General features: G+C 63.7%; 11 protein-coding genes. 6 read left to right on the forward strand and 5 right to left on the reverse strand.

The window, feature by feature from the left end:
* Window positions 1-5 precede the first annotated feature (5 nt).
* From ABEG21_RS16685 to ABEG21_RS16695, 3 genes are all read right to left on the reverse strand, one after another.
* Window positions 6-461, reverse strand: a complete 456-nt coding sequence (locus ABEG21_RS16685) for a response regulator (protein WP_347557766.1) — start codon at window positions 459-461, stop codon at window positions 6-8.
* Between the two features lie 273 nt (window positions 462-734).
* Complete coding sequence (locus tag ABEG21_RS16690; RefSeq protein ID WP_347557767.1) at window positions 735-2,372, reverse strand: methyl-accepting chemotaxis protein; 1,638 nt, start codon at window positions 2,370-2,372, stop codon at window positions 735-737.
* A 398-nt stretch (window positions 2,373-2,770) separates the two neighbouring features.
* Window positions 2,771-3,088: a cupin gene (locus ABEG21_RS16695; RefSeq protein ID WP_347557768.1), complete on the reverse strand. Its 318-nt coding sequence runs from the start codon at window positions 3,086-3,088 to the stop codon at window positions 2,771-2,773.
* Window positions 3,089-3,301: 213 nt separating this feature from the next.
* Between ABEG21_RS16695 and ABEG21_RS16700 the strand changes: the two genes are divergently transcribed.
* From ABEG21_RS16700 to ABEG21_RS16720, 5 genes are read left to right on the forward strand one after another with little or no spacing between them, the layout of a single operon-like run.
* A complete protein-coding gene (locus ABEG21_RS16700) occupies window positions 3,302-5,029 on the forward strand; it encodes a DUF2138 family protein (RefSeq protein ID WP_347557769.1) in 1,728 nt (575 codons plus the stop codon).
* Window positions 5,002-5,730, forward strand: a complete 729-nt coding sequence (locus tag ABEG21_RS16705; RefSeq protein ID WP_347557770.1) for a DUF1175 family protein — start codon at window positions 5,002-5,004, stop codon at window positions 5,728-5,730. The genes ABEG21_RS16700 and ABEG21_RS16705 overlap by 28 nt, the downstream gene beginning before the upstream one ends.
* Window positions 5,727-10,616, forward strand: a complete 4,890-nt coding sequence (locus ABEG21_RS16710) for an MG2 domain-containing protein (RefSeq protein ID WP_347557771.1) — start codon at window positions 5,727-5,729, stop codon at window positions 10,614-10,616. Before ABEG21_RS16705 ends, ABEG21_RS16710 begins: the two co-directional genes overlap by 4 nt.
* Complete coding sequence (locus ABEG21_RS16715) at window positions 10,601-11,050, forward strand: DUF2300 domain-containing protein (protein WP_347557772.1); 450 nt, start codon at window positions 10,601-10,603, stop codon at window positions 11,048-11,050. The genes ABEG21_RS16710 and ABEG21_RS16715 overlap by 16 nt, the downstream gene beginning before the upstream one ends.
* Window positions 11,047-11,934: a DUF2135 domain-containing protein gene (locus ABEG21_RS16720; protein ID WP_347557773.1), complete on the forward strand. Its 888-nt coding sequence runs from the start codon at window positions 11,047-11,049 to the stop codon at window positions 11,932-11,934. Before ABEG21_RS16715 ends, ABEG21_RS16720 begins: the two co-directional genes overlap by 4 nt.
* A gap of 50 nt (window positions 11,935-11,984) precedes the next feature.
* Here ABEG21_RS16720 and ABEG21_RS16725 read toward each other — a convergent pair whose 3' ends face one another.
* Window positions 11,985-12,512: a hypothetical protein gene (locus ABEG21_RS16725; protein WP_347557774.1), complete on the reverse strand. Its 528-nt coding sequence runs from the start codon at window positions 12,510-12,512 to the stop codon at window positions 11,985-11,987.
* 395 nt (window positions 12,513-12,907) lie between these two features.
* On the opposite strand from ABEG21_RS16725, the gene ABEG21_RS16730 reads away from it, so the two are divergent.
* On the forward strand, window positions 12,908-13,672 hold the full coding sequence (locus tag ABEG21_RS16730; protein ID WP_347558058.1) for a substrate-binding domain-containing protein: 765 nt from the start codon (window positions 12,908-12,910) through the stop codon (window positions 13,670-13,672).
* A gap of 19 nt (window positions 13,673-13,691) precedes the next feature.
* On the opposite strand, the gene ABEG21_RS16735 is transcribed toward ABEG21_RS16730, so the two are convergent.
* Window positions 13,692-14,582, reverse strand: coding sequence for a transcriptional regulator GcvA (locus ABEG21_RS16735; protein ID WP_347557775.1), 891 nt, complete (start codon window positions 14,580-14,582; stop codon window positions 13,692-13,694).
* Between the last annotated feature and the right edge of the window lie 80 nt (window positions 14,583-14,662).

Below are 14,662 nucleotides of genomic sequence, written 5' to 3' on the forward strand. Positions count from 1 at the left end.
GGCAGTTAAGAGCTTCGCGCCGCCTGCAATGGCGCACGGCGCGGGGATGCGGCTGAATCGGCACTGGCACTGGCATCGGCGCGCAGATGACGCGCGATCAACGCGAGCAGCGTCTCGGCCCGATAGGGTTTTTCGAGGATGGCCGTGAAGAGCGGAGATTGCCGCTCGGCCAGGGCGGCATGCGCGCCGCTGACGAGAAACACCGGGATATCATGCAGCGCACGGCGCGCCTTCATTTCGACCGCGAGCTCAAGGCCGGACATTCTCGGCATCATGAAGTCCGTCACGACGATGTCCGGCCGATGCTGCTGCATCAGATCGAGCGCCGCCTGCCCGTTCTCGCAGGACAGTGCGGAATAGCCCTCGATTTCGAGCATGCCGACCAGCGCATCGCGCACGGAATACTCGTCATCGACGACGAGAATCGTCGCCTTGTTCGGGAACCGGTGGATGACTGTCATAAAACGTTCAAGCGTTTGTGAGGGCGCGGGTTTCATGAGGCTAATAGAGCAAGTCCCGTACCTGCTTGATACGCAGCAGTCCAAGAGCGTTGTTTCATTGCACTGGGCCCCGTAATTACTGGGGCACTGACGGCACGGCGTCGGACGGACCGATATCCGCACCGATGCCTATTCTTTCAATTCCAAGCCGTTGTAACGCACCGCAATCCGGCGATAGCCCGTGGTCACCGGCCGACGCATGACGCGCCATCGCCCTCGATGCAACCGCACGCCTCAATGCGGCGTCAGACGGAACCGGTCCACCATGTCCTTCAAGGCCTTGGCTTGATCGTCGAGCGACTGCGCCGCGGCCGCGGCCTGTTCCACCAGCGCGGCATTCTGTTGCGTGCCCTCTTCCATCCGCTGCATGGCGCTGTGAACCTCATCGATTCCGGCGCGCTGTTCCTGCGACGCCGCGGCGATATCGTTCATGATATCGGCAAAGCCTTGCACCGATTTGACGATATGGTGCATCGTCGCGCCCGCATCGCCAGCAATCGACGAACCGCTGGAAACCGACGACGTGGACGCATTGATCAGCGTCTTAATTTCCTTCGCCGCCGCCGACGAACGCTGCGCCAGATTGCGAACCTCTCCGGCCACGACCGCAAAGCCGCGCCCTTCCTCGCCCGCCCGCGCTGCCTCCACGGCGGCGTTCAAGGCGAGGATATTGGTCTGAAACGCAATCCCCTCGATGACGCCGATGATCGTGCCGATATCCTGCGCGCTGGATGCGATGCGCTCCATCGTCGTCACCACGCGTTGCACGGCCTCGCCGCCACGCTGCGCCACGTGCGATGCCTCGTCGGCGAGCGCACTGGCTTGCTGCGCATGTTCGGCATTGCGACGCACGGCCGCGGTCAGGCGCTGCATGCTGGCATCGGTCTGCTCCAGCGCGCTGGCCTGTTGCTCGGTGCGCGTCGCGAGATGCGCGTTCCCCATCGCGATTTCACCGGATGCGACAGTGATCGCTTCAGCGCTGGTTGCAATGCCGGCAACCGTCGTGACCAGTCCGGTCTGCATATTCGACAGCGCGCGCAGCATGCTGCTCTCGTCGCGCGTCTTGACCGCGACCGATTCCGACAAGTCCCCGGTCGCGATCCGGCTGGCGATCTGTTTGGCATAGGCCGGCTCGCCGCCCAATTGCTTCGCCAGTCGGCGAACGACCCATTCGCTGACCAGGAAGGCCACCACCAACATCGCGATCGTCAGGATGATCAGCGTCACATACGACGAACGATAGACGGTATTGGCCGCGCCCAACGTCGCTTTCGCCAAATCGCCCTGATGCGTCACGATGACGCCAACCTGTTTTTCGAGCTTCGCCGTTTCCAGCAACAGCGCGACGTCCTGCGTGCCGACCTGCCAATTCATCTGCGACAGATCGAGCGATTGCGCCTGGACCAGCTTGACGAAGGTATGCAAGTGATCGCGCCAGGCAGAGACGGCGTCGCCGAGCGTCTTCTGGGCATCGACCAAGGTCTTATCGCCGGCGGAGAACTGTTGCAGCGCGGTCTGCTCGGTGGCGATGATCGCCAGCGATTTCTCGATGTCGTTGCCGAGTTCCAACCGTTCGTTCGCCGTCGTCGCCGTCAGCAGCATCTTCTGCGAGCGGCTGGCGGACAGCACCGCGCCGCGTAATTCCTCGGCCGATCGCGTTGCCAGATGCCCCTGCTCATACACCACGCCTACCGCCTGATTCAGGCGGCCCACCTGCCAGATCGACATCGCGCCGATGGCGAGCGTGCCCAACAAAACGAGCAGAAAGGCAAAGCGCAACAAGGTTTTCACGGTGACGCCGTCACGCCGCGTCGATTGCTTTCCTCGTTGAGCGGGTTTTTGTGGCGGTTTCGCGCCAAGAGATGACGGCATGGCGTCCGCGTGCTGCCCCCGTGCGGACGTTTGAGGAATGGCAAATGGCTGCATCGATGGCCTCGGTTCGAATGTCGATAGCAGGCGTGCGCCGCGCACGGCGCTCCCGATCGACATGCGATGTGCGATCCCAGCCCCGACTACGTGACGGCAAACAACACCTGCCAACAGGATTAGCCGTCATCGACATGACGGGTCGACGGTTTTGTAGCGCGTGAAATCCCGGCGCTCCGTTCTATTCATCCTTCACTGTTTTTATAACCGACCATTATTCTCGCGAACACTGAACAAACATTCGAATAAATCGCGCCATTCCTTTATGGTGCGACGTTGATATATCAGGCAGAGATCGAATGCGCCGGCCGCATGAAACTGCCTAGGCAATTTTTCAGAGCGCGTCAGGGCTTTCGCCCGACCAGATAGCGCACCCCTGCGGCACTGAACCACTCCCGGTGACGCACGTCCTTCGCAAGATGGAAGATGTCCCCCACCGCATAGGTGCGGGAGTCGCTGTCGGTTTCAATGGTCAGCGCGCCCTCCAGCACGAGCGCCTTCGCTTCGAAGGGGTGCGCGTGCCAGTCCAGCGTACCATTGGACTCGCGCTCGACGACGACCGTCTGCGCGAAACCGTCCTGGGCCAAAAGGGCGAGAAAAGCGTCTTGTTGCATGCGAAAAAAAGGACAAAGGGTTGATTGCAGGGGCGATCTGGTCGCCATGCCATTCTACGCCGGCCCAAACGTCGCCATTGGTCGGCATCGCCTAGCCAAGCGGGACCGCCCGGCAACGCCTGCAGGCGCCCCTGTTTCTTCGAGACAGGGCATTCTCATTGACATTTGCCTTGCACCTCCTTTCTAATGGCGGCACCACAGCCAGACAAGTGCTTACGGGCGAGCATGCCATTCTTAAAAAAACAGCGGCAAAAAGGCGTGATGTCGTCATTGGCAAAATGGGTCATCACCGGTATCACCGTCATCGCACTGGGCGCCGTCGCTTATTTTGCCTGGCACGCCATCGCGCATCGGCAGCGTATCGGCAAGCCGATTCCGGCCGCGCTCTATGACATCGCGCCGATCCGCCTCGCGCAACCGGATGCGATGCTCGTCAGCACGCGATTGCGCGATTTGCCGCGCGACATGCTGGCGGTTCCGCTGCTGAAAGCGTTGGCGACCGAAGACTTTGTGTTCTATTACGACGACAACGACGGCCTGCTCGGCTTGAAAGGCACGTTGCGGCGCATCGCCTACGAACACGCGCTGACGCTCGGCGACGAAGTCATCGCATGGGCGTTGGATCAACCGGCCGATATCGCGCTGTGGCAAGACCCGAGTGGCAGACTCGCGCATTGGATGATCAATGCGCAACGCTCCGGCGTGACGGCTCTGTTGCAGACGGCGGCGCAAGTGGTGGCGAGCGATACGCAACTGACGCTGGCCGGTACCCTGCACGCCAATGCCGCGTCCACCGCAGACATCCCGGTTTATGCCTTGCGCTATGGGGCCGGCCGCACCTTGTACTTTGCCGGGCAGGGCGACAAACTGGTCGTGTTCTCCGATCTCGCCATGATCGATGCCAAGGATCCGACCTACGGCGACCCGGCCGAGCGGAACAAAGTCTGGCAAGCGCTGCTCGATAGCCACTGGCAGGTCAGTCCACTGCGTCGGCACTTCGGTCTTGGCGACTTCACGGGCAAGCATGCCATCGTCGGGGAGACCGCCTATCTGTCGTTCCATTACCAGCATTTCTTCCCGTCGGTGGAAGCGCTTCGTTTCGACTTCGACGGCAAGGATTGGACCAGTTATGTCCGCGTTGCGGGCGGCACGGCACCGTCGGTGCTCGATACGCGGCACCTCTGGCAGCACGTGCCGGCGGCCCCAAGTTTCTGCAGCGCGATGCCGGTGGATCCGGCACGCCTGACGCCGGTACTGATGCGCGCTTTCGGCGGCAAGACCGCGAACGATCAAAACGCCGTGCAAGACTGGGCGAGCGCCTTGACCCGGCAGCTGGATGCCCCCGCGGCGCTGTGCTGGTATCCGGACGGTGGCCTGTATAGCCCGCTGCTGGTCGCCCACCTGCGCGGCGACGGCCAGACCGGCGCGCCGGACACCGTCGATGCAGCGCTGCAGCATCTGTTCACCGATGCCATCGGCAACAAGACGCATCCGAGCGATGTCAGCGCGCTGGGCGGCGGCGCGGCCAAGGCCAACGCCAAGGCAAAATCGAGCGCCGACGCGACCGCGCGGCAATGGCAGCGCACGGTGCGCACCGACTTCGGCGGCTTCAACGTCACGCTGGCGCGGCAAGGCGACTGGCTCGCCTTCTCGCCGCGCGGCACCTTGGTGGACAATGCGCTTGCCGTCTGGGCGAAGCAACGGCCGGCGCTCGCCGATACGGTGCCGTCGGACCGACCGATGGCCGAAATGGTCATCACGCCGCGCACGCTCTCCGTGCTGTTGCAACAGGCCGTGCTCGGCGATCTGCCGCAGCATCAGGAACCGTTGCTCCGCGCGGCCGCGCAAGACCGCCTGCTGCCGCGCATCAAGGCCATCGCGGACTTCCCGCCCGTCGCGTTGATATTGCCGGACAATCTCGCCAACAGCGTTCCTTCTACCCGGACATGGCAACCGATCGAATGGCAAACGCTCAGCGACGCGCATTGATGCGGACGGCCGCCCGCGCGGGATTGGCCGTCGGCGTGTCTTCCCTGGCGCTCTCACGCAGGGTCTGGGCGCAGGCTGGCACGTCGCACCCGCCCCATGACACGACAACGGCGGCGGCCGCCGACAGCGACGCGCCTGCTTTGGACAGCGAACAGTCGGCGCGTTTCCGCGCGTGGTTCGTACTGCTGGTCTCGGAGCAATTGCGTCGCGGCCCGAATCCGCGGTGGTATCACCGAGACTGCGCCGGCCTGGTGCGCTTCGCCGTCGATGAAACACTGCGGCCGCACGACTTTGCCTGGCGTCGGGCCAATGGCCTGACGACGCGCCGGTTGCCGCCGCCGCTGATCCTGACACCGGCACAGGCCGCCTGGCGCCAGCGCTGGACGCGGCTGGATGGCTCGCAAGGGGCATTCGTCACGGCGAGCGTGCTGGTGCAGGAAAACAGCGCCCTGGTCTCGCGCGATATCAATATGGCCCGCCCCGGCGATCTGCTGTTCTACGACCAGGGCGACGATCAGCATCTGATGATCTGGATGGGCGACTACATCGCTTATCACAACGGCACGCGCCGTGAAGACGACACCGGACTGCGCGCAGTCGGCGTACAACAATTACTGACATGGAGCGACGTTCGGTGGCAACCACGCATCGACAATCCGAATTTTATCGGCGTGTTTCGCCTTCGTTACCTGACGCGATGAACCCAGCGACCCCGCTTGTCCCCACCCCGCACTGCCCGCATCGCGCCGCGCCGCTGACGATCGCTGTCGCGCTGGCCATGACGATCGGCTCGGTCGCACCGGCCTATGCCGCCGACGACGCCGCCAGCGCGACCACGGCTGCCAGCGAAGCGCAAGATGCCAACGCCTCGCCATCGGCGCAGATGCTGCAGAGCGGCTATACCGGTCCCGTTCGAGGCGCACCGTTCTTCCTGCTCGCCGACAGCGGCTTCACAAGCAGCCAGACGGCGCGGGTGCGCGTGGAAGGCGATCCCGATGCCTTCGCGGAATATGGCGGCGTCGATATCGTGCTGTACCAGATTCCGCATCCGCTCGATTTCCTGAAAAAGCAGAAAGACCTGCACCGCATTCAGGTAGACGGCAATTACAGCGGTGACGGTCTGCAGAACACCGTCAATTTCCTCTGGGACACCTGGTTCAAGAAGTCCCGCATGGTGTTTCAGCAGATCTTCACCGAGCGCGCCCGCAGCGCCGTAACCAACGTCGCGCCGGCGATGAAGCAGGCCGCACCGGCGAGCTACGCGACGACGTTCCGCCCATCGCCGCAATACCGGCCGCTGAAGCAATTGACCCTGCTGCAACGATTCCGCTATCCGATCGCGGACAGCAAACCGATTGCGCCGCCTTCGGATCTCCATCTTGCCGGCAGCAGCAGTGACTTTATCGCGCCGCAACAGGGTGACGTCTATGTGCCGCTGGGCAAGTTGCCGCCCGGCCTCTACTTGGTAGAGGCCTATGTCGGCGCGCATCGCGCCACCACGCTGGTATTCGTCTCGGACACGGTGGCGGTCAGTAAGACGTCCGGCAAATCCGTATTGGTCTGGGCCGTGCAACGCGACAGCGGGACACCGGTCAAGGGCGTCGACATCGCCTGGACCGACGGCAACGGCACCTTGCAGACCGGCAGCAGCGGCGCGGACGGTTTTGTCGCGATGGATCGGGCGGTGCCCTCGCGCAGCTATACGATCGGTCAGGATCAGAAGGGCGGCGTCTTCGTATCGGAAAACTTCTATTACGACAGCGAGATCTACAACAGCAAGCTCTATCTGTTCACCGACCGGCCCCTGTATAAGCCGGGTGACACGGTGCGGATGAAGCTGTACGGCCGCGCCTTCGACGACGCGCGCCATTCGCATCCGGTGGACGCGGCCCGCACACAGGTCCAACTGATCGACCCGGCCGGCAATGTGCTGGTTTCGCAGCCCTTGTCGATCGACGCGAGTACCGGCGGCGACACGTCGATCACGCTCCCCGCGAATGCCTACCCGGGCGGTTACACGCTGCAATTCGCCTACGCGGGCGCGCAATACAGCGCGATGTTCCGCGTCGCCGATTACGCAAAGCCGGCATTCGACGTGGCGATTCATCTGGATCGGACCTTCGTTGTCGGCGAAACGCTGAGCGGCAGCGTGGCCTTGCATTATCCGGACGGCTCGCCGCTGAAGAATGCGACAGTCGCGCTCGACGTCAAGCGACAAGCACTGGCGGCCAGCAATGGCGACAGTGCTTACGGCAATACCTTCCCGCGCCAGTTGCTGTCGAAAAGCTATAAGGCCGACAGTCAAGGCGTCGTACATTTCACGTTGCCGGCAGCGGCCGTGGCAAGCCGTTACTTCCTGCAAGCCGTCGCCAGCGACCACGGCGTCTTCCCGGTCAGCGCAAACCAGGAAACGCTGGTCCAGCCCGCCGATACGGCAACGTCCGCCACGACAAACGCGACCCCGTCCGCTAGCGGACCGGCACCCAACCCTACCCAAGCGAATCGATCGGCGCCGCCCGCATCGACGCAACAGGCGCAGCCCGCGCTGCAAGGCGCCATCGGCTTGCGTTTCGACAAGCCCAAGTATCAGGTGGGCGACATCGCGCATCTCGCGATCACGCTGCCGGATGCCGTTGACGACGCCTTGCTGACGCTGGAGCGCGATAAGGTCGAGGCGCGCGCGCTGCTGCGCCAAGGCGCCGACTGGCTGACATTGCGGCGCGTCGATGGCACGCATTGGCAGGCCGACATTCCGGTCAAGGAAAGCTATGGCCCGAATATCACGTTCTCGCTGCTGTACGTGAAGCAAGGCGATTTCAATTTCCAGAATGCCGGACTGCAAGTGGTCGTCCCGTCAGTTGATGTCGCGATCCGCACGGACAAACGGGACTATCAACCGGGCGACAAGGTGACCGTCGACTTGACGACGCGCGTGTCGGGCAAACCGGTCAGCGCGATCGTCAGTGCCGCCGTCGTCGACGAAATGGTGTTCACGCTGCAACCGGAAGTCGCGCCGTCAATCTTCGATTTCTTCTACCATCCGCGGCGCGACAATGTGCGGACCACGGCGAGCCTGACGTTCTACGGCTATGACCTGGCCTGGGCGCCGAATGTCGCCAACAGCGCGAAGTTCGATTACAACCAGCGCGCCTTCAAGGTCTTGACGCGGCCGCGTCGTGAGAATATCGATACCGCCGCCTGGCAACCTACCTTGCACACCGGCGCCGACGGCAAGGTCAGCTTCAGCTTCATCATGCCGGACTCGCTGTCGCGCTGGCGGATCACCGCGCGCGGCATGACGTCCGAAGGCGTGGTGGGACAGCAGACCGCCTCGGTCACGTCGAGCAAGCCGGTCTATCTCCGATGGAGCGGCCCCACGCACTGGCGGGCCGGCGATGCGCCCCATGTCGGGCTGCTGGTGGTGAATCACACCACGGCGCCCGTGTCGGCGCAGTTGCATATCGGCGGCTTGGATGCGGGTCGACCCGCGACGAACGCGGCCGCCACGGCGAATCCGAGCGTCACGGCAAGCGGTGTCGGCGCGGCAGCGGCAAGCGCGGCAACGGTCGCCTCGAACGCGGCCAGTGCACCGACCGCCGCAAGTACTGCAACCGCGGCAACTGCTTTAGCTGCTTCACCCGCCACAAATAGGGCTAGCGCGGTAGCGACGGCATCGAGCGCTTCCACTGTCGGGGCGACCGGTGTGGCCAACGCCGGGGGGAATCTCGGTGCGACGGCCCTCGACCGGACCGTCACGCTGCGGCCCGGCGAGAACTACCTGGATCTGCCGTTCACGGCCAGCCACGACACGGTTGTCGACTTGCAACTCAAGGACGGCCAACGCATGCTCGATCGTCTTCACGTGCCTTTGCAGGTCGATCCGCCCGGCTGGAACGCGCCGGACAGCGTCGTCGTGCATCCCGCAGATCCGTTGACGCTTCCCGCCGATGCCAGCGCAATCACCCTGCGTCCGGTGTCCAGCGCGAATCAAGCCTTCCGGTCCGTATTGGACAGCTTGATCGCGACGCCCTCCGGCAGTGCCGAACAAACCGCCAGCCAGATGATCTCGCTGACGATGGCACTCGACGCGCTTTCCGGATCGGGCAGCGGCGCACGCGACGATGCCGACACGGCAGTTCGCAACCGCTTGGTGGCGGCGCTGGAAACCGCGCGAGGCCGCCTGATGTCCCTGGCCGGTCCCGATGCGGACTTCGCCTGGTGGGGTGACCAGACCAAGGCGGATCCGATGCTGACCGCCTACGTCTACTATGCGGACTGGCGCGCGACGCAGCGTCTGCATATCGCGACCTCGCCTGATCACTGGCAGCGGGTGTTCGACACGTATCAGCGTGAGGGCAAGACGCTGCCCTTGTTGCACCGCGCCCTGGCGATCTGGTTGATGCAGCAGATGCAATTGCCGGTGAAGACCTTGCTCGCCGGCCTGCAGAACGACATCGTCCGCGCCACGCCCCAGACCGCCGCCGTACCGGGCGACGACGATCGGCGACGCAGCGTGCTGATGAATACCGCATCGCAGGGCAGCAACAACGACCTGACGCTGCTGCTCTTCCGCGATATCCGGGCGCATGCCGGGCGCAACGACGCCGGTGCGGCGCTGCCGTCGGCAATCGGCACGCAGATGGACAATGCCGCGCGCACCTTGTCCGCCAGTCCGAACCCGGTATTGGCCTCGCTCGCGCTCGGTCTGAGCGGCGATGACACGCGCGATGGCGACGCGCTGGCGAAACGTCTGCCCGCGCTGTTGGGTCGGCTCGACAACGGCACGCCGACGTTCGACCGTGCGATGGCACTGCTTGCCTTGGAGAACGCCGCAAAGCGGAAGGAGACGGCACCGATCGCGACACGCGATCTTGGCCTGGCCGCTCCCTGGCACTTTGTCGACGACGCCGTGGGTGGCAACTGGCAATGGCGCGGCGACGCGGCGCACCTGGTGCCGACGGCGCTGACGTTCGCGCGTGTGCCCGATCCGGCCACGTTGCTGCGCATCGATTTCCGGGCCGCGGCGGCGGAACAGTCGACGCTCCCGGTGAAGCTGACGCGCACCGTGTATCAACTGACGGCCGGCGATAAGCCGGGCCTGTTCTCCGCATCGAAGAGCGGCTCCGTATTCGATGCCAACGGACTCTATGTCGACGAAATCACGCTGACGCCAAGCGATGCGAAGCGCGTCTTCCGGGAAGGGGTGATCGAGGTGCCGCTGCCGAGCGGGGCGTCGAACGAATCGCAACGCTACGGCTTCGAAGTGGATGGACTGCCGGACCTCAAAGCCAAATCGTCGAGCACGCATGGCGACAGCGACAATGGCCTCGACGACGCACCGGTGAACGACGACGGCACGCCGATGTTGAACAGTCTCGGCGTGTTGAGCCAGGACAAAATCGAGGCGCGCGACGGGTATTACCTCGTGCCGGTGTCTCGCCTTCAGGGCAAGATCGTCATCCGGCACTTGCTGCGGTTTGGCCAGGCGGGGCGCTTCGTCATGCCGGCCGCGCGCTACTACCGCGTTTATGATCCGGCCAGCAAAGCGTATGACGCCGCAGGCGCCACGGCATGGACGATTCAATGAGCGCCTATTCGCCGATAACGCAGACGACAGGCGCGCGCGCGGCGGCACATACGGTGACGCTGCTGGCCGCCCTATTGGGCTGCGGCGTCGGCGTACCGGCAGAAGCGCATATCGGTGTCGGACCCGCGCATTGCACGCCGTTGCCCGGCGCGCAGACCTGGCTCGATCGCCATATCGCGCTCTGGGACCCGGTGCTATCGCAGGAGCGCGGCTATCAGCGTCCGGACCGTGTCACCGTCTGTGTGTTGGAAGGATCCCTACCGTTTGCCGACAATCGCACGAACCGTGTCTATGTCCGAGGCCTCGATTCGACGAACGACCAGATCACGTTGGCACACGAATACGTGCATATCGCGTTTCAACATTTTCCCAGCGGTCACGATGAACGATACGTCGAACGTACCGCGCGACGCTTGATCGCCACTCATCCATGAACCCTTCCCGTTCCGCTTCCTTCCGTCTGCTTGCCTTGCGGCGCTGCCGCCTGACGACGACGCTGCTCTGCATGGCACTGCTGCCCGCGTCGACGACATGGGCCGCCGATGACAGCACCGCCGCCGGCATCACGCTCGATTCGCCGACATCGGGCTGGCGTAACAGCGCACTCGACAACAATGCGCAGAACTTCATGCAGGACGTGCACTACCCGTCGTCCGATGTGAATACGCGCGCCGGGCAAAGTCGGCTGGCGACCATTGCCGGGCAGATCCGCCTCGCGCCGAAGGCGAAAAACAGCGATTCCGACAATTCTGGTAACGCGGGCCAGGCACCGCACACCTTGATCGTGAACGGCATCGATATGCCTTTGAAGGTCGACGACAGCGGCAACTTTTCACGCCCCTGGGTCTTCGGTCCCGGCGCGAACAATGTCGAGATTCGCAGTCCGGACGGCAAGCAGGACGCCCGCGCGCAATTCTACGAAGCCAATCCCAATCAAACGCCGGCCAAGATCCGCGTCATTCTGGGATGGAGCACCGATCAGACCGACCTCGATTTGCATGTGATCACGCCGAGCGGCGAGCACTGCTGGTACGGCAATCGCAGCTTGTCGGATGGCGGCGCGCTGGATGTCGACGTCACCGACGGCTATGGTCCGGAGATATTCGAGACGCCGGTGGCGCAGCACGGACGCTATTTCGTCTACGTCAATTACTACGGCGGCAGCGGCGCTTCGGCGGACGGCAAACCGGCGGTGATCACCGTCGCGCATGTGACGGTGATCACGAATGAGAACACCGTCGATGAAAAAAAGCAGACCTTCGTCGTGCCGATGCGCCGCCCTGGCGAGCTGACGCTGGTATCCAGCTTCACCTACTGACGACTGCCGCTGGGGGGTTAGGGAAGCGCCGTCAAGGCGCTCGCCGATCCTCAGGCGCCGGTTTGGGCCGGACGGCCGGTCTTGACCGCTTCCAAGGCCTTTACCGCCTCGACCAGTTCGGCGGCCGGCATCGCGGCCAGCGCCGCCAGCCCGGCGCGCAACAGTTCGCTCTTTCGTACCGCCACGCCAGCATCCAGGCATTGCTGCTTCAACGTCGCCAACTTTGCGTATTCCGACTTCGGCATCGTGAAGCTGTCGCGAACGACTTTTTCCTTCTTTGCCCGTTTCGCCTTCGTCGTCGCCTCGGTCGCCGCTTCCGCGAGCGCTTCTACCGATGCCGCCTTTCCATCCTTGACCTTCGACTTCGGCGCCGGCTTGGCCTGCGTTTCAGCAGCCTTCGGCGCTTTTGCTGGCACCTTCGTCGCGCCCTTTGTCGGCGCTTTCGTCGCCCCCTTAGTCGGCGCCGCCTTCAGCGCTTTTTTCGGAGCAGCCTTTTTTGCGGCCGCCTTTTTCGTCGGGATCGGGCTGGTCGGATCGATGTCGCTGGGCGTCTCAGCAGTTTTATTGACAGGCGTCATGTTCAAAGTCTCATTAAACGATATAAACAGTATATACGGTTTTTACGAAGATCCAACCCCGAAAAGTTATCCACAATTTCTGTTGGCAAGGGTGTGGGTAAATACCCAACAAGCCCGCTAAGTGATTGAGCGCTCGGGTAATCCGCAGTCCGCCATCGGCGCGTCAAAAAAACAGGCGAAACCTCTCCGCAGCAATAATTGCCGTATCATTGTTTTCTCAAAAAACAATATTGGAGATTGGAATGCTGCGATTGGCCTCCCCTGCAAGCAAGCAGTCGGCGCGCGCTGCCGACCTGGCTGTCGCCCCCCTCACGTTTTCCCCGGCCGCACGGCTGTTTAATCGACGTGCCCGTGCCGTGCTGTGCGCCGTCGCCCTCTCGGGTCTGAGCGTGAGCATGGCGTACGCGCAAACGGCCGAGCCTGCGACGGCGGCGGCAGACGACGCCGCGCCCACCACGCTGCACGTCCTGACGTCCGGCGGTTTCACCGCAGCGTATACAGCGCTCGGCCCGTCCTTTACGCAGAATAGCGGCGTGGCCTTGGACACGATCCTCGGGCCGTCGATGGGCGCCACCCCGCAGGCCATTCCGCAACGCCTTGCGCGCCACGAGCCGGCCGACGTCGTCATCATGGTCGGATATGCGCTCGACGACCTGATCAAGAAAGGACTGATCGTCCCGGGCTCGCGCGTCGAGCTGGGGGATTCGCGCATCGGACTGGTCGTCCGCGAAGGGGCACCGTCGCCGGACATCTCCACCGAGCCGAAACTGAAGGCGACGTTGCTGCACGCGAAGTCGATCGCGTATTCCGACAGCGCCAGCGGTGTCTATATTCGGGATGAGCTGTTCAAGAAGCTCGGCATCGCGGATCAAGTCGCCGGCAAAGCGACGATGATCCCGCGCACGCCGGTGGCGGAATCCGTCGCTGCCGGCAAGTATCAACTGGGCTTCCAACAGGTGGCCGAACTGCTGCCGGTCAAGGGCGTGACTTTCGTCGGCCGTATTCCCGAAAAAGACCAGTCGGTGACCCGGTATGCCGCCGCCATTCCGCGCGAGTCGGCACATCCGGTGGAAGCACGCGCCTTGCTAGCCTATCTGGCCTCCCCGGAAGCCCAGCCGGTGATCCGCAAGACCGGCATGGATGCGGTCACCGGACAGTAAGTAATCGACGCCGGCTCGCTCAAGGCGATGCCGGCTGTCGCGCCTGCGTTTCCAGCCACTGACAGAACTGAACGACGAGCGGTGCGTCCGCCACCTCGCGGCGGGCGACCCACCAATAGCCCCGCGCATCCAGACAGGGTCCGTCGAGGGGCGCTACCAGGCGCCCCGAGGCCAGCTCGTCGTCGATCAAGGGCAACGGCCCCAGCGCCACGCCCAGGCCATCGACGGCCGCCTGCAGTGTCAGATAGAAATGATCGAAGGACTGTCGTTTGCGGCCTTTCGTCTTCGCCCCCGCCGCATTGAGCCAATGCAACCAGGCGTCCGGGCGCGTATCGGAATGCAGCAGCACATGTTTGGCGAGGTCGTCCGCCGTGCGAATCGGATAACGGTCCAATAACGCCGGACTACAGACCGGTAGCTCGCGCTCCTCCAGAAAATACCCGCTCGCACAGTTCGGCCAGTGCGCCGGCCCCCGACGCACGGCGACATCGAAGTCGTCGAGCCGGTCCACGGAGGCGTTCGACGTCGCCAGACGAAGTTCGACATTCGGCACCATGCGCTGGAATTGCGACAGGCGCGGCAGGAGCCACTTCATCGCGAAGGTCGGCAGCGCATTCACCCGCAGGACATGCACGACGCCGGTATCGCGCAGGCGATCCGTCGCCGTGGCGATATCGTCGAACGCCGCCTTGACCGCCGACAGGTAGTCTCGACCGGCGTCGGTCAAGCGTACGCGCTTGCCGTGGCGATGAAAGACCGGCACGCCAATCCAGCTCTCGAAGGCGGCCACCTGCCGACTTATCGCACCATGAGTCACATGGAGCTCGGTCGCCGCAGCGGTGAAACTATCGTGGCGGGCGGCAGCTTCAAAGGCCCGTAGCGCATGGAAGGGCGGGAGTCGTCGGTTCATGCTTGTGATTCTACGTCACAAAGGCGCGCCCAGAAATCGTTTTGCGCGGTGGGGGAAGCGCGCTACGCTTGCAAGCTGCG

It is taken from the genome of Robbsia sp. KACC 23696, assembly GCF_039852015.1.
Lineage (GTDB): Bacteria > Pseudomonadota > Gammaproteobacteria > Burkholderiales > Burkholderiaceae > Robbsia.